The sequence below is a fragment of the Pelosinus sp. sgz500959 genome, assembly GCF_042610375.1.
GTDB lineage: Bacteria > Bacillota > Negativicutes > DSM-13327 > DSM-13327 > CTSoil-075.
Genome location: NZ_JBGJZL010000003.1, coordinates 317894 through 337667 on the forward strand (window position 1 = coordinate 317894; position 19774 = coordinate 337667).

Sequence of the window (19774 nt, forward strand, 5' to 3'; positions counted from 1 at the left end):
TCTTTATTTTGGTTAAAAACCTTCAGAATAAGAGGGACGATTGCAAGAAATAATATTGACAAGCCTTACAAGGTATAATAATATAAATATATACCCTAGGGGGGTATAGTAGCTAAGAGGTGATTGTATGTTAACGGATAAAGAAAAAAGTGAACTAAGATTACGTTTAAAAAAGATTATTGGTCAAGCCAATGGTATTGATAAAATGCTTGATGAAGGACGTTATTGTGTTGATATTGTTCAGCAGATTTTAGCAGCACGAGCTGCTCTTAATAAAGTGGCACTGATGATCTTAGAGAGTCATGCTAAAAGTTGTGTAGTGAATGCCATTAAAGAAAATCGTGCAGATGAAAGTATTGATGAACTACTCAATGTACTAAAACAATTTAATAAATAACTATATAACGCACTAATAAAAGACTATTGATCTTGTTAGTGCGCTATCGATAGAAAAGGATGTGATCAGAATGACGACAGATCAGGTAAGTAATAATCTAAGTTCTGCGAATTTGAAGATTGGTGGTATGTCTTGCGTTGCTTGTGCAAATCGAATTGAAAAAGGTTTAGGAAAATTGGTGGGTGTGGATAAAGCAGTCGTGAATTTTGCTGCTGAAAAAGCGACCATCACTTATGATGGGAAGCAAGTTAGCTTACAAGATCTTGTGACAAAAGTAGAAACCCTTGGTTTTGAGGTCGTTAAAGATAAAGCTGAGTTTAAGATTACGGGGATGAGCTGTGTTGCTTGCGCTAACCGCGTGGAAAAGGGGTTAAGTAAATTATCTGGCATATATAGTGCTACGGTTAATTTTGCCGCTGAAAAGGCGACCGTCGAATATAATAGCAGTGAAGTGACTGCAGAACAGATGAAAATAAAAGTCGAAAAGTTAGGTTTTTCTGCTCATGATATTAAGGATGCTGAAGATGTTGACCGTGAGAAAGAAGTGAGAGAAAACGAAGTGGGCAAACAACGATTTCGCCTCTTGTTATCGGCGGCCCTCTCGATTCCCTTATTAGGGGCTATGGTCATGCACTCTCTGGGGATAATGGGAACCATTGGTCATAGCTTAAATAATCCTTATCTTCAATTCATACTGGCAACACCTGTACAATTTGTAGCTGGGCGACAGTTTTATCGTGGTGCTTATACAGCCCTGCGAAATGGAAGTTCTAATATGGATGTATTAGTTGCTCTAGGAACATCAGCTGCCTATTTTTATAGTGTAGTGAACATCATTCTTGGTATTCCAGACTTGTATTTTGAAACCTCAGCTATTTTAATTACTCTCATTATTTTGGGAAAACTCCTGGAAGCAAGAGCGAAAGGACAAACCTCTGAAGCCATAAAATCTCTTATGGGTCTACAGGCGAAAACCGCTCGTGTAATTCGAGATGGTAAAGAAGTGGATATTGAGATTGAAAAAGTACGAGTCGGAGAAATTATTATTGTGCGTCCTGGTGAAAAAGTTCCTGTGGATGGAGTCATTATCGAAGGTACATCGGCAGTTGATGAGTCCATGCTGACTGGTGAAAGTATCCCTGTGGACAAAAAAATAGATGATGAAGTTGTTGGTGCAACCATCAATAAATTTGGAGCCTTTACATTCAAAGCCACTAAAGTCGGTAAAGATACGGCTCTTTCCCAAATCTTGCGGATTGTAGAGGAAGCACAAGGATCGAAAGCTCCGATACAGCGTTTTGCCGATATCGTCTCAGGTTATTTTGTGCCGACGATCATTCTATTGGCAGTGTTGACCTTTTTAGTATGGTATTTTATAATTGATCTAGGAAATTTATCCAGAGCTCTCATTAACTTTACGGCTGTATTGGTTATTGCTTGCCCTTGCGCATTAGGATTGGCAACACCTACGTCGATTATGGTCGGAACGGGTAAAGGAGCAGAACATGGTATTCTCATTAAAGGGGCTGAGCACCTAGAGAATGCTCATCGATTGACGGCTATTGTCTTGGATAAAACTGGTACGATTACCAAAGGTAAACCTGATGTAACGGATATTATTTCTGTATCGAATTTGACTGAAAGTGAACTCCTTTCTCTTGCAGTCAGAGCTGAAAAGAAATCGGAGCATCCTCTGGCAGAAGCTATTGTGAAATTTGGTCAGAATCAAGGTGTAACAATGACGGATCCTGATGAATTTACAGCAATTCCAGGCTATGGAGTCGAAGCTATGCTTGATGGTACAAAGGTATTGGTTGGTACTCGTAAGTTAATGGGTGACAATCATATTGCGATCGATAGAGTTATTTCCCAAGTCGAGGGATTGGAGAAACAGGGTAAAACTGTTATGCTTATGGCAATTGACCGCCAAATGGTGGGATTATTGGCTGTAGCTGATACCATAAAAGAACATTCGGCAGAGGCTGTGCTAGAGCTTCAACAATTAGGTCTTGAAGTCTGGATGATGACAGGTGACAATGAACGGGCCGCTCAGGCCATTGCTAAACAAATTGGTATTACGCAGGTTATGGCTGAAGTACTACCAAAAGATAAAGCCGAAAAAGTAAAGTCACTCAAAAGCGAAGGTAAGGTCGTAGGGATGGTCGGTGATGGGATTAACGATGCTCCGGCATTAACCATTGCTGATGTAGGGTTTGCGATTGGTACAGGTACAGATGTTGCTATTGAAGCCGCTGATATTACTCTCATGGGGGGAGACCTCCGAGGTATTGTAGCCGCTATAAAACTCAGTAAAGCAACTATGAATAATATCAAACAAAATTTATTCTGGGCGCTGATTTATAATTGTTTAGGCGTGCCAATCGCTGCTGCAGGCTTTCTATCACCAGTGATTGCGGGAACGGCTATGGCTTTTAGCTCTGTTTCTGTCGTCATGAATGCTCTTAGGCTCAAAGGTTTTAAGATTAATCAATAAAGGAGATTTGTTTATTTATGAAAATTGATGTTGCGGTATTACCTAGCAGCGTAAATGGGGTTGATCTTTCTAATACGGTTTGTATCGTACTCGATATATTTCGAGCGACGACATCGATCGTGACGTCTCTTGCCAATGGATGTGCTGCCATGATTCCAGTTTTGTCGACTGAGGATGCTAGTACGATGGCTAGTCAAATGGGAGCTGTCTTATTTGCAGGTGAACGACAATCGATCAAGATTGATGGTTATCATTTTGGAAATTCACCTTTCGAATTTTCTGAGGACAAGGTGAAGGATCAGAAGATTGTGATGACTACGACCAATGGAACCATTGCCATTAAGGCAACTGACGGGGCATATCGGACCTTGATCGGCTCTTTTTTAAATGCTAAAGCTGTTTCTCGGCAAGCAAAAAAAGATGGAAAAGATATTTTAATTGTATGTGCTGGAACAGATGGTTTATTTTCACTAGAAGATGCTCTTTGCGCAGGCTTATTAGTTCAATTGTTAACTGAAGACGGAGAAATATTCCTTACTGACTCAGCTTATGGTGCTTTACTCATGTATAATGAAGCCAAAGACAACCTAGTTGAGACTGGCGTTAAGAGTCGTAATGGCAAACGATTATACGATCTGAATCGTATGGATGATGTTGAGTATTGTTTTCAAACAGACATCTTGGACATCGTACCAGAGTATGTAGAAGGAAAAATTGTATTAAATAATTAGATAAATAAAAGGGCAAAAGTTAGAGAGTAATGAAGAGGTTTCTCTAACTTTTGCCCTTTATTGTCACTGTCTTTTAATGTTGAACTTGGTATATTTGCCGATTTTGCAAAGTAAAGACTTCATCGGTACGTGCAGCTAAAACTGGATCATGAGTAATAATTACGACGCTGGTGCCCCTATCCCGCGCTTCTAGCAAACAATCGGCAACACTTTTCGCTAAGGCTGGATCGAGGTCATTGGTTGGCTCATCAGCTAGCAAGATGGGAGGATTTAATAGTAGTGCTCTCGCTAGAGAAACTCTGCGTAATTGACCTAAACTAAGCTCTCCAGGCTTATGATTGAGACGGTGATCTAAATTAAAGTGAGTTAATAGTTCGATGGCTCTCTTTTCCAGATTTTTATCTTTCTGAGTTAACCAAGCAGGTACCATTACGTTTTCTAGAGCAGTGAGAGAACTGATCAAACGAGCTCTTTGAAAAACAAAGCCAAAATAGTTCCCCCGTATTTTGGCTTGTTCTTGCTGGCTTAAAGAACTTATGTCAAGATTATCAATGAATATTTTCCCAGAAGTCGTATTTTGCAGTAATCCCATGATGGATAAAAGGGTGGTTTTTCCACCACCTGAATCGCCAACAATGGCTACGGCTGTTCCTTTTTTGACAGTAAGAGATAGATTTGATAAGATGCTATCCTTGCCATAATTTTTACTAATATTTTGTAATTCAATTAGGTTGCTCATAGTTTTTTTCCTCCACATTAATCAAATTCACCACGTGTCATAACCGTGCTTGGATCGACTTGGCTACCACGGTAAGCAGGTAGCCAGGCGGCCAATGCTCCCAAGCTAGAAAAAATTCCGATTAGCAGGAGGGATGTGATAGCGAAAAAAGACCAGGCTGGGTCAACAAAGGGAAAGGATTGGTAGGACACCAGTAATAGCAAACTCGCCTTATAGAATCCGCCGCCTAATAAAAGCCCAATAAAGGAACCCGTCAAAGCGACGATCGCTGCTTCACCCACAATAATGGAAGCAATATCTTTACCAGAAGCACCAAGGGCCAGGTAGAGTCCCCATTCTGCCTGACGATCAACAGTTAAGGTGTAAAAGCGTGCAAATAATTGGAATAAAGATAAGACTACGACGAGTAGACCAATACCGCCCAGTAAGTAAAGTAGAATAGTAAATTGATCATTAATACGTTTTTTGATATCCGATGCGACAATCACCTGTACGTAATCAACTTCTTTGATCTTTGTTACGATATCCGTCACATTGGCTGATTCATCGAGTTGTACTAAGATTGTGGAAATCAGCTCAGAAGGTGACCCTTGTTTATTCCAAATTGGTTTAAACTGAGGATTTTTGCCAACAACGCGGCGCGCTTCGGACATGCTAACAAGAAGGGAATAATCTAGGGTTGTGCCAGTTTCTTCTGCAACAGCTACAATATCGTACCAAGTTCCTAGGACCATAATTTTATTTTGTGTCCAAGTCGGTACTTTTGATCCAAGAATGATCTCGTTATCTTTAAGTTCGGTCTTTTGAATTTTCTTTAGCCACGGTGCAACGATCCAATCAGTCGTTGGATCATAACCGATCATACGATTATTTGTTCCAATATCATGGCAGTCTGCTGTTAAACTGTTGGTATAAAACTGGGGTGTTGCTCGGCGAACGCCAGGAATAGAACGTATGGCATCAAAATCTTTTTTGTTCATATAGGTGTTAGCTGCCGCTCCGCCAAATAATACAAGACTAGGTTCGAGTGTTGCACCACCAGGAATGATAACAAGATCAGCTCCCATACGCTGTTTGGAAATTTCCATGCCAGATGAGACACCGTTATAAAGGGCCGATACGCATAAGACAATGGCTACCCCAATGGCAATGGAAAAGAGGATAGCAAAGCTTTGTAATTTGCGGTGCATAAGACTTTTCCAGATTAAAAATGTCATGTAACCTCCCCCGATTCTGTCTTGCGAGTGATTAATAGAATAAAAAGCCCTATGAGAGCAAGTATACTGCCGCCAATTGTGACAAAGAAGGTAGTTTTAAGGCAAGCTCCATTTTCGCAGATACCTATCGCCCATGATTGTGGTAAAATAATCACTATAATTCCAAGCAAGAAAATAATAAAACTAGCGAGTGATCGAGCCTCAACGGTATGCAGAACTAAGAGGCTGGAGGAAAGGATTACAGCAAGTAATGTAATGATAAATTCAGCTTGGTATGCATAATGGCATAACATAGGATGACCATCATTTGTATGTCCTACGCAAATGGGTATATATTTGGGTAAAATTAAAAGTAAAACGCTAATCATCAGAGCAATCCATGATAAAATTTTATAATAATTCATAATATTAACTGCTCCTTTCTTGCTTGTTATCCACATTATTTAAAAAAAGTGAAGAGTTCCCATGCTTGTGGATTGTGCTTGGATCAATTGGTCTTAAAGGAACTCTGTTTAGTCCGTTATATAAAATACCAATTCCTATAGAAAATAGCAGGAAGGCTAAAATTAAAAAACGATTAAAATTCATTTTTTTCACTCCTTTAAAAGTTATTTTAATTACTCTCTTTATCTTCATCGCAACATTTATCTTTTTTGTGTGTTGCATTAGAGTTGTTCTTATTCTGAATCGATTCTTGTTCGTTAGTCGCCCAATTCTGTACATGTTCTATTTCTTGACTGATGTGTTCTTTCCCATCATGAGCCTCTGCAACAAGTCCAGTCCATAAGATTGAAAAGGATAAGATTCCTACCAAAGCTAGTATTCTAACCACTTATGCCACCTCCTTATATAATCTAAAAACAAAAAAACCGAGTTTATCCCATAGGATAGACTCGGCCTTTAGTTTTTCTAACCAGCCAGCGCTTAGTTGTAAGCACATCACTATTTTAATGTTTGATACAGATCATAACATCTAGCGTTAGAATTGTAAATAGATTTTTTACATGATTATTTAATAATAAGTTATTATAGTACTTTTAGTTAAAAAAATAGTACTTTAGTACAGTAGACAGTGAGGTAAATAAATCTATAATTAATGTTATATTGATTAGTTTGATTATACATTTGGTAAAATACTTTATAGAATTGAAATCGTTCAGGCTGATTAGAAAGACTAAAGGCCAGATTTATCCTAGAGGATAAATCTGGCCTTTTTTCGTCATCAGAAAGTATAATACTTTCTTGATGACAAGTAAGAGCAACTAAGACTTTGGTCTGCGCTAAAACTTACCCGAAGTCAAGTTTTCTTTAGGTCAAAGAGGAGGTGGATCAATGGGCCTATGTAAGAGAACTATAATAAAGAAACCATATGTCAAAACTTTTGGAATCTCGTTAATCATTCATAGTGTTCTACTTGGCCTTGTGGTAATGCGAGGGTATATGATTGAGCCTATTTCCTATGCCACGCCTATTGAGGTAGAATTTATACCAACTAGTCTGCCCAATATAGAGCAGACATTGACGGATTTGAATCCTCAGACTGTGGATTCCACAACAGTCAAAAATCAGTCCCGATCAGTTAATTCTGAACAGCAGTTACAAAATCAAGTTTTGTCTAAGGAAGATGCGCAGCTAAGGCAGAGTTCAGTGTCTAACATTCAAGTAAGGGATACGACAGTTGTGCAAGGAGATGATGGAATAACAACAGCTCCTACAGTAAGTGCAGTCAACGGTAATGGTGATAATCATGATATGGATAAGAAGGCTGAAGGGCAAGTCGCAAAATCAATAGTAGGAACTAAGGCGAGTCATATTTCTGGTTTGCGACCAGCATATCCCTATGAGGCTCGGCGTGCTGGCTGGGAAGGGACAGTCGTAATTCGTATTTTAGTTGGTACAGATGGATCGCCATCAGCGGTAACAGTACGTACAAGTAGTGGCTATAGTGTACTTGATGATGCGGCAGCGCAAGGTGTAAAAAGTTGGCGTTTTTCTCCAGCACGTCAAAGCGATAAGCCAGTTGAGAGTTACTACGACGTGCGTGTTAAATTTGATCTTGCTGATGATTAATTATTCTTTTGAAGATCGTTAAGTTGGTATATAAGTAAAAATAAGATTAGAAGGAGTGTAAATCATCATGTTAGATGCACTGATAAAAGGTGGATGGGTCATGTTACCATTGGTAGTTTGCTCACTAACAGCTGTTGCTGTTAGCATTGAAAAGTTATTATTCTTAAGAAGGATCAGCATATCAGATCATGCAGATAAAGTTGTGACATTTGTTATGAAAGAACAGCTTAATGAAGCACTTACTATTTCCCAGGGGACGCAATCACCATTATTACATGTTTTATCAGCTGGCATTGCCCAACGATGCAATTCTTCCAAAGCAATGGAAGCGGCAGCGATTGTTGAGGTAGACAACATGAAAAGAGGGTTGCCAATTCTTGATACGATTATTACTCTTTCTCCACTGTTAGGGCTACTGGGAACGATTATTGGTATGATCAGTTCTTTTCAAGTGATGTCTGTCGCTGGAATGGGTCAGCCCCATGCAGTCACTGGCGGAATTGCCGAGGCATTAATCGCAACGGCAACTGGAATTATCGTGGCGATAGTGACCCTGATCCCTTATAACTACTTCCTTGCACGTATCGAGAGAGAGACAACTAAGATCGAACACTATGCAACACGACTGGAAATGGCACTTGATACACCGTTCTATAGGAGTGATAAGCATGAAGATATCAAGAAGTTTGCCTAAGAAAGTCCGCATTGAAATTATTCCGATGATTGATACTATGTTTTTTTTATTACTATTTTTTATGGTCGCCACATTAACCATGACAAACCAAAATAATTTGCCAGTGAATCTTCCTCATGGAACTGGCGTAAAGAGTCAAACACCTCAAGTATTGACAGTGACCTTGACCAAAGATGATCAACTTTTTTATGAGAAAGAATCATCATCACCAACAACTGTCGTAGAGCGTCTTACTGAACAATACAAACAAAACAAGGAAACCTCAGTGATTATCAATGCCGATCGTCGCGTAGAGCATGGGCGAGTCATTGAATTAATGGAGGCTATTCGGCAAAGTGGTATCGTCAAAATTGGGATAGCAGTCAATCCCAATTAAAGTGAAAAATGGTCTTATTAATCTCAATGATTAATAAGACCATTTTTATAGGCAAATGCAATGAGTTGCATACGATTTTCTAGATGGAGTTTAGCCATAATATTGCGTAAATGATTTTTGACTGTACTCTCGCTGATAAAAAGTGCTTTTCCAATGTCTTTATTGCTCAGTCCTAAGCTCACGGACTGTAATACTTCTTTTTCACGGTCAGATAAGGTGTTGCTAGGAGAGATATCTATCTTTGGAATCGAAAATTCCTGCAATATCTTAGAAGCCAAATCACGGGAAATAGGCGCCTCTCCCTGGACAATACTAATAATATAATCGATCCAATAGCCTGTTTCCATATTTTTTAATAAATAACCCTGAGCACCTTTTTTAATCGCTTCAAAAAAATCTTGAGCATCATCAGAGACACTGAGGATAATAATCTTTACATAGGGCATTTCTTCTTTTATCAGACCCGTTGCTTCTAAACCACTGCCACCAGGCATGCGAATGTCCATTAAAATCAGATCCGGCATTAATTCTTTAGCTTTTTCAAAGGCTTCTTGGCCAGTGGTCGCTTCGCCGACTATTTCAAAAATGGGATTAGTTGATAAGATGCTTGCAATGCCCTTGCGTGACAAGAGATGATCATCTACGATCAATACCTTAATTAACATATCTGTATTTACTCCTCTATTTTAATTTAAGCTGATGACTACTGTCGTTCCTTCGCCAGGAGAACTCTTTAAGTCAAGTGTAGCGCCAATTATACGCACATCATTCTTTAAATTTTTAAGACCGAAAGAGGTTTTCTTTATTAATACTTTTTCCACATCAAAACCCTTACCATTATCAGTGACTGCCATGGAACATTGATGAGTATCTTCTAGTAAGCTAACATTTACTTGTGTGGCTGCAGCATGTTTACGAATATTGAGCAGGAGTTCTTGTAAAATACGAAGCAATTTACTTTTAACTTGGTTATCAAATTTAGAGCTAATGTTACCTTTAATACGCAAATTCACTACAATATCGTGTTTTTTTTGGAATTGGTCAAGATGTTCTTGCACTTTACTGATCAAGTTGATATTCTCTTCAGTGACTTTCTGTAATGCAAAAATATGTTGCCGAATATCTGCATCCGTCAGTTTGATTGCTTCGTGTAGTTCTTGTACTGCAGCCATTGGTTCACGCTTTTGCGTTAGTGCTGTTTCGATTTCTAATACTTTCACATTCATAAAAAATAAGGCTTGGGAAACGCTATCGTGAATTTCCCGGGCAATACGATCTCGTTCTTGTAAAACAGCTGTATCTTCTTTCTCTTTTTGCAATTTGTCATAAAGATTTTCTAACATGGCAAAAATACCGTGGAAATAAAATAGAAATAAGATTCCAGCCACGACAGCGACCAGCAAATTTCCCCAGTCCATGGATATGTAATGTAAAAATTCATGGCGTACAAATTCAAATATACCAATGAATAGAGCGGGGAATAATGCAGAGAGCCACTTCATTTTTGTAATGTTCATAAAAACACCTCTAATAAAATAGTAGCAGTTGTCGGTTATTCTAATTTGAATTTTATGTTAATTCTACGATGAACAAATAGATAATAAGTAAGACACATAACCTACTTACATCCAGCCTACTAAGTCCTATTACAGTTCGACTGGCATTCAAACAAGATGTCTGACTTTAAAAGTTACACCGGCTTGCTTAGCAATCTCTCTACATGCCTCGATATCTTCTTTAGGCATAACATCCACTACGGATAATACTACCGTAGGGATATATTTCTTACATTTATTGGCAAAATCTAATAAAGCATCAAAAGATTTTTCTCCATAATTAGATTGGCAGATTGCTTGATAGGTTGCACCATCTTTTGCATTTAGACTAATTGAGATACCATCGATCCAGTTTGCTAGTAATGGAGTAATATCCTTTCCGTAAATCAGGTTGGCATGACCATTTGTGTTGATACGAATAGGAATCGTATATTTTTCTTTTAGTTTTTTACATATATCGATGATATCATAAATACGCATTGTTGGTTCCCCATAACCACAAAATACAAATTCCTGATAGTGAGTAATCTCTCTTTGGGTGATGTCTTCAATAATCTCCTCAACGGTAGGCTCTTTTTCAAGCCAAAGATCTATTTCACTTCCAACACCGTTCGGATTGTTTCTAACACAAAAAGAGCAACTATTGGTACAACGGTTAGTAATATTCAGATACAATGAATTCCCTAATTCGTAACTAATTGTCATTGTTAGATTCATTCCCTCACAATTTATTTAATAAAAAAAGGCAAAAAAGATTCTTTTTAAGAATCTTTTTTGCCTTCAGTACATTATACTGATCAGTCAAATCAATCTATTTGATTATAATAATTATATTTCATTAATTTTATTTGTCAATATACTAAGTCGTGGTGAAGTGTCTTTATAAAAGTCATTTGTTAGCAATTCTGCGGTCAGAAGAACGAAGAAAAGTGGACTTTTTCGCTCGAAAAAGCATTACGCTTTAAGTAAATGGCTTTTATCTAAAGCTATTGACAGAATAGAAAGGGTCATGTATTCTATAAAACATAGGAAGTGCTTTATCTCATTTTATGGGATGAATCGTTGATATTGCATCTGGAAAACGAATATAGTATCGATTTTTAAATTAACTGGCTTTTAAAAAAAAGAGGTTAAACTACATTTTTGTAGTTTAACCTCTTTTTTCGTAATCAGAGAGTATGACGCTTTCTGGGGTTACAAGCAAGGCAACTAAGGCTTGGTGCAAGCCAAGTTTTCTTTGAGATATATGGAAAAATAATATATCTCTTTAGCTGGAAAACATCAGCTTCCTTGGTGATGATGACTTATTGTTAAATATTATTCTGTTGGAGGTTATCAAATGACGACATTTATCGAACGTCCGAAGTTTACCTGCGCTCTTGGTGGTGCCATTGTTACCTTGTCTTCCATCCATAGGACTGTTCCCATTGTTCATTCTTCTGGAGGGTGTGCGCAGGCATTATCCAATACATATAACACGGCAGGTGGCTATAAGGGCACTGGTTATTGTGGTGGGACGATGATACCCACTTCAAGTATTGTTGAAAAAGATATTGTTTTTGGGGGGGAAGATCGGCTAGAAGAGCAGATCGGCAGTACCATCAACGCTTTAGATGCTGACCTTTATTTTGTGGTGACTGGGTGCCAGGTTGAAATTATTGGTGATGATGCCGTGGGTGTGACCAATCGTTTTAAAAATGGCAAAGAATCTGTGCTTGTCGCTAATACGCCAGGCTTTTTAGGTAACAGCTATAAAGGGTATGATGTAGTACTTAGCACGATTGTTGCTGATCTTATTGAAAAGAAAGAAACAAAAGATAGAAAAACAGTAAATATTCTAGGGATTGTACCTGGGCAAGATGTTTTCTTTCGAGGAAATATTCGAGGGATTAAACATTTATTAAACCAACTCGGTATAAAAGTCAATAGTTTCTTTGGTGACGGCGAAACGGTAGAAAAGATAAAACAATATGGGGATGCTGCACTTACCATCGTCTTTTCAGATCACTATGGAATTGATACTGCAAAAGTTTTTAAAGAAAAGCACAATATTCCTTATATTACAGCGGATCTTCCTATCGGTGAAACAACAACAAATGCATTGTTGTATAAAGTGGGTGAGGAACTTGGTATTGGTCCAGAAGCAATTGCTACACTGATTGCTGACGAGAAAACCTATTACTATAGTTACCTAGAACGAATTTTGGATATCTACAGTGATATTGACCTTCAACGATATGCCATTGTTTCAACCGATGCGAATTATGCCTTTTCATTAATCAGCTTTCTAGCTGATGATCTGGGCTGGGTTCCACATCTTGCTGTGATTAATGACACCATTGATGAGGAAAGCAAAGAACAATATGCACTTAAATTTAAGCAATTAAGTTCAGAAACGAAACCAAAAGTAATATTTGAAGAACATGCTGGACAACTTTTGAAGCACATTAGACAAAGTTGGCCTGATAATAATAATGAAAAATATTATGATTCCCTTAGCCCTGCTTTCTTAATTGGTAGCAGTCTTGAGGGGAGTACGGCAGTGAAAATTGGTGCAACCTTCCTGCCTGTTGCGTTCCCAATTACGAATAGAGTGGTGCTAGACAAAGGTTACACTGGATACAGGGGTGCTCTATCCCTCGCAGAAGATATTTTTTCAGTACTAGTAAGTAATCGATAATATGAGGAGGAGTAACAATGTCTAAATTGACGCAAGGTCTTACCTATAATTATCTAGGAGCTGAAGAACCACCTACGAGAGAAGAACGGATCGAGGCTTGTAATGCTTTTGGCGGTTCTTGTAATAGTTTGAAAATTGGCATGGGGCAAGGGTGCACCAAACATAATAGTAGAAAATTTGCTCAGGGCGGTGGCTGCCAATTGAATTTGGCTTTAGGTATTGTTAGTAGTTTTCAAAATGTAGTTATTATCATTCATGGTCCTCTTGGTTGCGCCTCAACAAATCTAGGGGTGGCTGGATTTAGAAAAACAGCAAGTGCATTAAAATTAAAACCAAGTACTGATAATATTTGGATACATACAAATTTGGGTGAAAATGATGTTATTTCAGGTGGTATTGAAAAATTGCGTGCAGCAGTATTATATGCGGAAAAAGAATACCGTCCAGATGCCATTATCATTGGTAATACTTGCGTACCTGGTATTATAGGCGATGATATTGATAGTTTACTCGATGAACTAGGACGGCAGCTTGCAGCTAAAATAGTACCTGTCCATTGTGAAGGGTTTAAGAGCAAATTTGTTGCTACGGGTTATGATTCTGCTTATCATGGAGTATTAAGAAAATTAATTGAACCAGCTGCAAAATATGATAGCGTTCTTCCTAATGACGTTAAAGCTGAAAAAGGGAAGAATCCTGATAATAAGATTGTCAATCTTTTAAATGTGGGTTCTAACAGTCAAGGGGATGAAGTGGAATTGAAAAGACTTCTTACAGCCCTAGGGCTAGAGGTACGTGTTCTACCACTACATGCTAGTATAGAAGATATTTCGCGTATCGGTGAAGCGGCACTCAATGTTAGTATTTGTGCAACTCACGATGATTACCTTGTTGGTCATCTGAAAGAACGTTTTGGTACAGAATATATGATGGATACTTTGCCGATTGGGATTAAAAATACCAATCAATGGTTGCGCCAGATTGCAGAATTTTTCCACTTAGAAACGGAAGTGGAAAAATTGATTACACTCGAGACTGAGCAACTTGAAAAAGCTCTTGCACCTTTTAAAGAACAATTGAAAGGAAAAAGCATATATGTAGGTGGCGGTGAAGCTCGTATTTTTACAACGGCAGAGTTTTATCAAACCTCATTAGGTATGAATGTTATTGGGCTCAAACCACATAATTTTGACCGTTTTGCCATTCCTATGATTGATGATATTAATGATCAGGAGGCTGTCGTTCATGTGGCACCAGGGCAACCGGCCGAAGAATTAGTTCTGCTTAAAAAATTAAAACCAGACATTTACGTTGGTCATGGCGGGGCAAATGCTTGGATTAACAAACTAGGTATTCCGGCGATTCCTCTATATGGACAGTCGATCAATTATATCGGGTATTCTGGTGCATTTGAGTTAGCCAGAAAAGCGGTAAAGATACTCAAGAATACTTCTTTTTCCCAAAAAATATCATCAAATCTTGCTTTACCATTTAAACCAGTATGGTATGAGACCGATCCTTTTGAAAACATCAAAGAAGCACCACAGAATTAAGAATATAAATGAAAGATTAAAGGAGGAAAAAGAATGGCTGTTATCGTGGATAATCTGACAGAACTGATAGGTAATACCCCATTGCTGCGACCGAATTCCTTTTCAAAACTTGCCCGAGTGAAAAGTGATCTATTGTTAAAGCTTGAATATTTTAATCCACTAGGTAGTGTAAAAGATAGAATTGGTCATGCAATGATTATAGACGCTGAAAAAAAAGGTTTGCTTATGAAGGGAACAGTGATTATTGAACCGACTAGCGGCAATACAGGAGTCGCTCTTGCTTTTGTTGCTGCTGCGAAAGGTTATAAAATTGTGCTTACTATGCCAGATACCATGAGTATAGAGCGCCAATCGTTGCTAAAAGCTCTCGGTGCCGAACTTGTGCTTACGCCAGGCGCTAATGGGATGAAAGGGGCAATTCGCAAGGCTGAAGAACTTTCTGCACAGATTCCAAACTCTATCATATTGCAACAGTTTAATAATCCTGCCAACCCAGCAATCCATCGTGAAACGACAGCGGAGGAAATCTGGAGTGATACAAATGGCAAAGTTGATATTTTTGTCGCAGGTGTGGGTACAGGAGGAACAATTACAGGGGTTGGGGAAGTGCTTAAAGCAAAAAATCCAAACATCAAGATTATTGCCGTTGAGCCAAATAATTCTGCTGTATTGTCAGGCGACAACCCTGGTCCACATAAGATTCAAGGCATCGGTGCTGGTTTTGTGCCAAAGGTCTTTAAACGCCAAGTAATTGATGAGATCTTTAAAGTAACGGATGAAGAGGCCATTGATACTTCACGAGTCCTTGCCAGAGAAGAAGGTCTGCTTGTGGGGATTTCTTCTGGTGCAGCTACTTTTGCAGCTGCTCATATTGCTAGGCGTCCAGAGAATGTAGGTAAAACCATTGTTGTATTGCTTCCTGATACAGGTGAAAGATATCTATCCACAGTTTTGTTTAAAAGTCCGACAGATGAAGGAAGTAAATACTGGTTTTAATAGTTAAACATGGAAATAAACCGTAAAAAGCGTGGGCTTTTTACGGTTTATTTAAGATTAGTACGATGGTATAAGTTCCCTTGATACCAGGATGATAGATGGGATTTGATACTGGGCAAGGAGGCATTTGATATTGAGAAACCTAGTTCTCCGCGGCTTATGGATCATGATTTTTGTCCTTATCTTGATGGGAATTCCAAGTGTGTTACTTTTTTCAGATGTATCCTTTGGTACCGCGGATCCACATCAGATCATTTTATCATCTCGCGATGATCCGCGAACAACCCAGACCATAACATGGAGAATGGATTTTGATGCTGACAGAGGGCAATTACAGCATGTGGAGCATAATGAGAAAAAGCCTTTTCCCTATGACGTTCGAACCGTCACTGCAAAAGTAGAAAAAATATCGACACATACTGAAAATCTAAGCATACATTCGGTGACGTTGCAGAGGCTAAAACCTGGAACTCGTTATCATTACCGAGTAGGATATGGGAATGTATGGAGTGAATGGTATAGTTTTACTACTGCGGATGGGAACTTATAAAAGTGTGAAATATATTGAAAAGAAAATAGTAATGTGGGATCATTGAAGAAAATAAATAAAGCTTGCATTTTTCTTTTCTTTGAGTATAATGAAAACAAAAACATATTTGCCCTTTGGCTGGTTAGATGAGAACTAAAGGCTAAAGAGATATTTCTTGTACAAGAGATATCTCTTTAGCCTTTAGTTTTTTATCTTTAGAAGGAGGTTTTAATTGGCTACAATGGTAAGTTAGAAAAAAGTATTCCCCAATGCTAAATTAAGTTATGAAAAAAGGAGAGTTTTTTATGGCGAATGCAAAGGCAATTAAAAAGATTTTAGCAGGTATTGTTGGTTTGGCAGTCGTAGGTGCCATTGCTTACGGTGCTAATGTTGGGAATCAGCAAGCAGCGGCTGGGCAAAATGGAAAAGCGAAGTCTGAGGATGGTTTGTTTCCGATTCGTACCGTATCACAGACCGCTTGCGGCTCTACACCTTGGATTGTAACTGATCAATTGGGATTTTTTAAAGAAGAGGGGCTCAAAATAGTATACACTGGAGATACCCAGCCAAATCAAATCGTTCCATCCATTCTGAATGGTAACAATGATGTTAGCAGTGCTCATCCTAATTCTTTGGCGGTTGCCATCGCTGGTGGCGCTAAGATAAAAGGAGTTGTTGAAGCTGGGATCGACCCTGCGCCAGATCAGGATCCTAAGCTGCGTCATATGAATTGGTATATCAATCCTAATGTTACACCGGGTATTAAATCCTTTGCTGATTTAAACAAATTACCAGGGCAGGTAAAATTTTCTCTTATTACCACTAACCAATGTTCAGATTTCTTAGCGAATAATATTGCGGATCATAACCAATTTCCAAGACAAAAAATTGAGTGGGTAACTATGCCTGACGTACAGGCAGTACAGGCTTTAAAACAAGGATTGGTAGGCGTAAGTGGCGTGCATCCTCCTTTTTATAAATCAATGGAAGAAGCGGGTATGGTGAAAATTGCTGATAGCTTAGATGCTGGTTTGGGTGTAGGTGGCGGTATCGGGTATTATTATTTTACTATCGACTTTATTGAAAAAAATCCGGAAATTGTAAAAAAATTCGCTAGGGCTATTATAAAAGGTCAAAAATGGGCTAATGATCACCCCGAAGAAGCTCGCAAGATGACAGAAGACTGGATTAAAGTACCCGTTAATGCTACTCACTATTATGCAACAGGTACTGAAATTACTCCAGAACTCGTTCGCCCATGGATTGAGGATTTAGAAAATGCAGGTGTAATTCCTAAAGGAAAAGTTAAGCCTGAAGATCTTCTTTATATTGCTCCTAAATAATAAGACTAGATCATTATTGCAGAAATCATGATCATGTATAATAAATCCAATTAATGAAAATGTGGGCAATAATAAATTTAAAATAAAAAATGTATGTGTTCTTATGCTGATTAGTAAAGAGCTAAAGGCTGATAAAGTGTTTCTTCTGTGAAGAAATTTTTTTCAGCCTTTTATTTTTTAAAGAAGAGCATAAGTAAACAATAATGTATACAACAAGCTGGTCAGCGATAGAAACTGAAGGCTGCGGATATCGTGGTTTTCAGTTTCTTTCTATTGAAGGAGGTGATTGTTATGGTTTGTATTTATCCAAGCAGCAAGCCGTGCACCGTGAAACATGGTTTACATTATGTTGAATTTCCATTACCAGAAAAAAATTGGTATATAAGGAGGAAAACGTTATGAATGCTTATTTGAATGATACAAAAGAATGGCTTATTGATTTTTCGGGAATTATTACTTTTTTTGTTTTGTGGGAATTGTTACCAAGGATTGGTGTTATTGATGCACAATTCATTCCACCTTTATCAGTCGTGATTGGTGCACTATGGACGCTTGCAACTGTGGGAGGCGGACTCTTTATCCATGTTGCTGCAAGTCTACAAAGAATTTTTATTGGGTTGGGCATGGCAATTGGTATTGGAATTCCATTAGGTTTTTTATTAGGAGGCGTTTTTCCAGCCTTATCTCGGCAATTACGACCATTGCTGCGGATATTGGGGCAGATTAATGGATTCTCTTTATTTCCAATTTTTATTCTGTTTTTTGGTATCGGTGAAGGAGCAAAAGTCAGTATTATTTTTTGGTCCAGCATTTGGCCACTACTCTTTACCACCATCGCTGGTATTAAACAACTCGATCCTCTTTATGTTAAAAGTGCCCGTTCCATGGGGGCTAGTCGCTTTACCATCTTTACAGAAGTGATTCTACCAGGAGCGGCACCAGTTATTTTTACTGGTATCCGCACTGGTGCAACACATGCGTTTTTGATGCTGATGGCTGCTGAAGTCATTGGTGCTAGTGCAGGTCTTGGGTGGCTTATTCATAATTCGGCTGTGAATAATATCATACCTCGCCTGTTTGCGGGCGTAATATCCATTGCGGTACTCGGAGCGTTACTAACCTATGCGATTGATTTTTTAGAAGAAAATCTTTTGGAGTGGAAGCCAACTGCTAACAAAAAAAATAGTTAGTATCTGTAATATGCCATAAATATCATAAAGAAGAGGGGGAAACAAATGTGGAAGCCACAGGGGAAACCAATATAAAAGAGACATTAGAAAAATCAACGGAAAAGACAATAGAGAAAACACCAGAGAAAAGTAAAATAAGAGGTAACAATATAGTTAAAAACATTACTGGATTGTTATATGATGGTATCTCGATTATCCTATTTTTAATTCTTTGGGAAATAGCTCCTAGAGCAGGTTGGGTTCCTCAGACATTCATTTCACCGCCCTCAGTTGTATTGATTACTCTATGGGATTTAATTACTAGTGGGGTGTTGATCAAACATATTGAAGTTAGTATGCTTAGAGCATTATTAGGCTTTTTCCTTGCTATCGTGGTGGGCATTCCTTTGGGATTTTTTTTAGGAGGCTGGTTCCACCTTTTTGAACGCATTGTGACTCCAGTACTCCGATTACTAGCTGAGGTTAATCCATTCTCTTTATTTCCAGTATTTATTTTATTATTTGGTATTGGTGAAATATCTAAAATCACTATGATTTTCTGGGTTTGCTTATGGCCAATTTTACTCAATACCATAACGGGTGTTAAAAATGTCGATGAACTACTCATCAAGTCAGCTCGTTCGATGGGGATAAGTGGCAAAGAAATGTTTTATAAAGTAGTGTTACCTGCTGCATCTCCCGGTATATTCCATGGTGTGAAAACCAGTTGTGCCACAGCTTTTTTTATGTTGATTGCTGCTGAGATGATTGGTGCTAGTAGCGGTCTAGGATGGCTCGTATTTAATGCCCAAAATAACTATCAGATTCCTAAGCTATTTGCGACAACAGTGACCATATCAGCGATTGGTCTTAGCTTAAATTATCTATTTACCAAATTAGAGCATAAACTAGTCGGTTGGAAAGAAAGTACATCTGAGTATTAGAGTAAGGGATAAAGGCGAAATAATAGTAGACCTGGATTGAATACAATCCAGGTAAGATAGTAAGAATAGACATTATTATTGCATTGGTAAATTAGTGGTCGTTTTGGTTATCAATTTACTTCAAATAAAGCAGGTACAGGTATTAGTACTATAGACAGAAACAGTAATGCAGTTGGAACTGCTAGTTCTGATGGTGCTACCTATTTTGACCGGGCTGAGTTTAAATTCAAAAAAAATAACCTAACGGCTGCTATTGGTCGTTCTACTTGATTTTTAGGTCAAGGAC

21 protein-coding genes are annotated in these 19774 nt (G+C 38.3%); 13 read left to right on the plus strand and 8 right to left on the minus strand.

Going from position 1 to position 19774, the window contains the following annotated elements:
- Positions 1-127 precede the first annotated feature (127 nt).
- The 3 genes from ACAN52_RS06360 (at position 128) to ACAN52_RS06370 (ending at position 3622) form a co-directional block, all read left to right on the plus strand.
- Positions 128-397 (plus strand): metal-sensitive transcriptional regulator, encoded by a 270-nt coding sequence (locus tag ACAN52_RS06360; RefSeq protein ID WP_378953655.1) that lies wholly within the window; start codon positions 128-130, stop codon positions 395-397.
- A gap of 70 nt (positions 398-467) precedes the next feature.
- A complete protein-coding gene (locus ACAN52_RS06365) occupies positions 468-2891 on the plus strand; it encodes a heavy metal translocating P-type ATPase (protein ID WP_378953657.1) in 2424 nt (807 codons plus the stop codon).
- Positions 2892-2908: 17 nt separating this feature from the next.
- Entirely contained in the window at positions 2909-3622 is a 714-nt protein-coding gene (locus ACAN52_RS06370; RefSeq protein WP_378953658.1) for a 2-phosphosulfolactate phosphatase, read from the plus strand.
- Between the two features lie 73 nt (positions 3623-3695).
- On the opposite strand, the gene ACAN52_RS06375 is transcribed toward ACAN52_RS06370, so the two are convergent.
- The 5 genes from ACAN52_RS06375 to ACAN52_RS06395 are packed head-to-tail and all read right to left on the minus strand — an operon-like array spanning position 3696 to position 6410.
- Complete coding sequence (locus tag ACAN52_RS06375) at positions 3696-4361, minus strand: ABC transporter ATP-binding protein (RefSeq protein WP_378953660.1); 666 nt, start codon at positions 4359-4361, stop codon at positions 3696-3698.
- A gap of 17 nt (positions 4362-4378) precedes the next feature.
- Positions 4379-5578 (minus strand): ABC transporter permease, encoded by a 1200-nt coding sequence (locus tag ACAN52_RS06380; RefSeq protein ID WP_378953661.1) that lies wholly within the window; start codon positions 5576-5578, stop codon positions 4379-4381.
- On the minus strand, positions 5575-5982 hold the full coding sequence (locus tag ACAN52_RS06385) for a DUF4418 family protein (protein ID WP_378953663.1): 408 nt from the start codon (positions 5980-5982) through the stop codon (positions 5575-5577). The genes ACAN52_RS06380 and ACAN52_RS06385 overlap by 4 nt, the downstream gene beginning before the upstream one ends.
- 4 nt (positions 5983-5986) lie before the next feature.
- A complete protein-coding gene (locus tag ACAN52_RS06390; protein ID WP_378953664.1) occupies positions 5987-6166 on the minus strand; it encodes a hypothetical protein in 180 nt (59 codons plus the stop codon).
- Between the two features lie 25 nt (positions 6167-6191).
- Positions 6192-6410 carry a hypothetical protein gene (locus ACAN52_RS06395; RefSeq protein ID WP_378953666.1) on the minus strand — a complete coding sequence of 73 codons (219 nt, stop codon included), beginning with the start codon at positions 6408-6410 and terminating at the stop codon, positions 6192-6194.
- A gap of 500 nt (positions 6411-6910) precedes the next feature.
- Between ACAN52_RS06395 and ACAN52_RS06400 the strand changes: the two genes are divergently transcribed.
- The 3 genes from ACAN52_RS06400 to ACAN52_RS06410 all read left to right on the plus strand — a co-directional run bounded on the left by ACAN52_RS06400 (position 6911) and on the right by ACAN52_RS06410 (position 8718).
- Positions 6911-7648, plus strand: a complete 738-nt coding sequence (locus ACAN52_RS06400; protein ID WP_378953667.1) for an energy transducer TonB — start codon at positions 6911-6913, stop codon at positions 7646-7648.
- 67 nt (positions 7649-7715) lie between these two features.
- The gene (locus ACAN52_RS06405; RefSeq protein WP_378953669.1) at positions 7716-8342 is read left to right on the plus strand and encodes a MotA/TolQ/ExbB proton channel family protein; all 627 of its coding nucleotides are present in this window, start codon (positions 7716-7718) and stop codon (positions 8340-8342) included.
- Entirely contained in the window at positions 8317-8718 is a 402-nt protein-coding gene (locus ACAN52_RS06410; protein WP_378953670.1) for an ExbD/TolR family protein, read from the plus strand. The genes ACAN52_RS06405 and ACAN52_RS06410 overlap by 26 nt, the downstream gene beginning before the upstream one ends.
- Before the next feature lie 23 nt (positions 8719-8741).
- Here ACAN52_RS06410 and ACAN52_RS06415 read toward each other — a convergent pair whose 3' ends face one another.
- The 3 genes from ACAN52_RS06415 to ACAN52_RS06425 all read right to left on the minus strand — a co-directional run bounded on the left by ACAN52_RS06415 (position 8742) and on the right by ACAN52_RS06425 (position 10991).
- A complete protein-coding gene (locus ACAN52_RS06415; RefSeq protein ID WP_378953671.1) occupies positions 8742-9383 on the minus strand; it encodes a response regulator in 642 nt (213 codons plus the stop codon).
- 21 nt (positions 9384-9404) lie between these two features.
- A complete protein-coding gene (locus ACAN52_RS06420) occupies positions 9405-10235 on the minus strand; it encodes a sensor histidine kinase (protein WP_378953672.1) in 831 nt (276 codons plus the stop codon).
- 147 nt (positions 10236-10382) lie between these two features.
- Positions 10383-10991: a TIGR04100 family radical SAM protein gene (locus ACAN52_RS06425; RefSeq protein ID WP_378953674.1), complete on the minus strand. Its 609-nt coding sequence runs from the start codon at positions 10989-10991 to the stop codon at positions 10383-10385.
- A gap of 622 nt (positions 10992-11613) precedes the next feature.
- Between ACAN52_RS06425 and ACAN52_RS06430 the strand changes: the two genes are divergently transcribed.
- The 7 genes from ACAN52_RS06430 to ACAN52_RS06460 all read left to right on the plus strand — a co-directional run bounded on the left by ACAN52_RS06430 (position 11614) and on the right by ACAN52_RS06460 (position 19488).
- Positions 11614-12954: a nitrogenase component 1 gene (locus tag ACAN52_RS06430; RefSeq protein WP_378953675.1), complete on the plus strand. Its 1341-nt coding sequence runs from the start codon at positions 11614-11616 to the stop codon at positions 12952-12954.
- Between the two features lie 17 nt (positions 12955-12971).
- On the plus strand, positions 12972-14507 hold the full coding sequence (locus ACAN52_RS06435; protein WP_378953677.1) for a nitrogenase component 1: 1536 nt from the start codon (positions 12972-12974) through the stop codon (positions 14505-14507).
- 33 nt (positions 14508-14540) lie between these two features.
- Positions 14541-15503 (plus strand): cysteine synthase A, encoded by a 963-nt coding sequence (gene cysK / locus ACAN52_RS06440; protein ID WP_378953678.1) that lies wholly within the window; start codon positions 14541-14543, stop codon positions 15501-15503.
- A 133-nt stretch (positions 15504-15636) separates the two neighbouring features.
- Positions 15637-16053 carry a fibronectin type III domain-containing protein gene (locus ACAN52_RS06445; protein ID WP_378953679.1) on the plus strand — a complete coding sequence of 139 codons (417 nt, stop codon included), beginning with the start codon at positions 15637-15639 and terminating at the stop codon, positions 16051-16053.
- A 284-nt stretch (positions 16054-16337) separates the two neighbouring features.
- Positions 16338-17375: an ABC transporter substrate-binding protein gene (locus ACAN52_RS06450; RefSeq protein WP_378953681.1), complete on the plus strand. Its 1038-nt coding sequence runs from the start codon at positions 16338-16340 to the stop codon at positions 17373-17375.
- A 398-nt stretch (positions 17376-17773) separates the two neighbouring features.
- On the plus strand, positions 17774-18565 hold the full coding sequence (locus ACAN52_RS06455) for an ABC transporter permease (RefSeq protein ID WP_378953682.1): 792 nt from the start codon (positions 17774-17776) through the stop codon (positions 18563-18565).
- A 47-nt stretch (positions 18566-18612) separates the two neighbouring features.
- Positions 18613-19488, plus strand: coding sequence for an ABC transporter permease (locus ACAN52_RS06460; RefSeq protein WP_378953684.1), 876 nt, complete (start codon positions 18613-18615; stop codon positions 19486-19488).
- The last annotated feature ends 286 nt before the right edge of the window (positions 19489-19774 follow it).

Excerpts from the sequence above, each read along its gene's own strand:
- ACAN52_RS06360 (WP_378953655.1), top strand. The coding sequence starts at position 128 with ATGTTAACGGATAAAGAAAAAAGTGAACTAAGATTACGTTTAAAAAAG.
- ACAN52_RS06365 (WP_378953657.1), top strand. The coding sequence starts at position 468 with ATGACGACAGATCAGGTAAGTAATAATCTAAGTTCTGCGAATTTGAAG.
- ACAN52_RS06370 (WP_378953658.1), top strand. The coding sequence starts at position 2,909 with ATGAAAATTGATGTTGCGGTATTACCTAGCAGCGTAAATGGGGTTGAT.
- ACAN52_RS06375 (WP_378953660.1), bottom strand. The coding sequence starts at position 4,361 with ATGAGCAACCTAATTGAATTACAAAATATTAGTAAAAATTATGGCAAG.
- ACAN52_RS06380 (WP_378953661.1), bottom strand. The coding sequence starts at position 5,578 with ATGACATTTTTAATCTGGAAAAGTCTTATGCACCGCAAATTACAAAGC.
- ACAN52_RS06385 (WP_378953663.1), bottom strand. The coding sequence starts at position 5,982 with ATGAATTATTATAAAATTTTATCATGGATTGCTCTGATGATTAGCGTT.
- ACAN52_RS06390 (WP_378953664.1), bottom strand. The coding sequence starts at position 6,166 with ATGAATTTTAATCGTTTTTTAATTTTAGCCTTCCTGCTATTTTCTATA.
- ACAN52_RS06400 (WP_378953667.1), top strand. The coding sequence starts at position 6,911 with ATGGGCCTATGTAAGAGAACTATAATAAAGAAACCATATGTCAAAACT.
- ACAN52_RS06405 (WP_378953669.1), top strand. The coding sequence starts at position 7,716 with ATGTTAGATGCACTGATAAAAGGTGGATGGGTCATGTTACCATTGGTA.
- ACAN52_RS06410 (WP_378953670.1), top strand. The coding sequence starts at position 8,317 with ATGAAGATATCAAGAAGTTTGCCTAAGAAAGTCCGCATTGAAATTATT.
- ACAN52_RS06415 (WP_378953671.1), bottom strand. The coding sequence starts at position 9,383 with ATGTTAATTAAGGTATTGATCGTAGATGATCATCTCTTGTCACGCAAG.
- ACAN52_RS06420 (WP_378953672.1), bottom strand. The coding sequence starts at position 10,235 with ATGAACATTACAAAAATGAAGTGGCTCTCTGCATTATTCCCCGCTCTA.
- ACAN52_RS06425 (WP_378953674.1), bottom strand. The coding sequence starts at position 10,991 with ATGAATCTAACAATGACAATTAGTTACGAATTAGGGAATTCATTGTAT.
- ACAN52_RS06430 (WP_378953675.1), top strand. The coding sequence starts at position 11,614 with ATGACGACATTTATCGAACGTCCGAAGTTTACCTGCGCTCTTGGTGGT.
- ACAN52_RS06435 (WP_378953677.1), top strand. The coding sequence starts at position 12,972 with ATGTCTAAATTGACGCAAGGTCTTACCTATAATTATCTAGGAGCTGAA.
- cysK (WP_378953678.1), top strand. The coding sequence starts at position 14,541 with ATGGCTGTTATCGTGGATAATCTGACAGAACTGATAGGTAATACCCCA.
- ACAN52_RS06450 (WP_378953681.1), top strand. The coding sequence starts at position 16,338 with ATGGCGAATGCAAAGGCAATTAAAAAGATTTTAGCAGGTATTGTTGGT.
- ACAN52_RS06455 (WP_378953682.1), top strand. The coding sequence starts at position 17,774 with ATGAATGCTTATTTGAATGATACAAAAGAATGGCTTATTGATTTTTCG.